The sequence below is a fragment of the Bradyrhizobium sp. WSM4874 genome, assembly GCF_055811835.1.
Genome location: NZ_JBVVPR010000191.1, coordinates 1 through 623, shown reverse-complemented (window position 1 = coordinate 623; position 623 = coordinate 1). Strand labels below are relative to the sequence as shown.

General features: G+C 64.0%; 1 protein-coding gene. It reads right to left on the bottom strand.

Features of this window, described 5'->3' with window-relative positions:
• Positions 1 to 623 (bottom strand): UDP-glucose dehydrogenase family protein (locus AC0L3P_RS39985; protein WP_473309460.1); only part of this gene is annotated, 623 nt, incomplete at both ends.

Here is a 623-nt window from a genome sequence, read left to right as displayed (position 1 = left end):
GGCTTGAAGGTGAGGCCGAGCACGGCGATGGTCTTGCCGCGCAGCGAGCCGCCGAGCGCCTGGCTCACTTTTCGCGCCATCGCCCGCTTGCGGTTCTCGTTGACCGCCAGCACGGATTCGACGATGCGAAGGCTCACGTCGTAGTCCTGCGCGATCTTGATCAGCGCCTTGGTGTCCTTTGGGAAGCACGAGCCGCCGAAGCCGGGACCGGCATGCAGGAATTTGGTGCCGATGCGGTTGTCCAGGCCAATGCCACGGGCGACCTCCTGCACGTTGGCGCCGGCCTTTTCGGAGAGGTCCGCGATCTCGTTGATGAAGGTGATCTTGGTCGCAAGGAAGGCGTTAGCCGCGTATTTGATCATCTCGGCGGTGCGGCGTTCCGTGAACATCAGCGGCGCCTGGTTCAGTGACAGCGGCCGATAGATGTCGCTCATCACCTTGCGGCCGCGCTCGTCGGAGGTGCCGACCACGATGCGATCAGGAAATTTGAAGTCACGGATCGCCGCGCCCTCGCGCAGGAATTCAGGGTTCGAGGCGACGACCACGTCGGCCTTGGGGCTGGTTTCGCGGATGATGCGCTCGACCTCGTCGCCGGTGCCGACCGGTACGGTCGACTTGGTCAC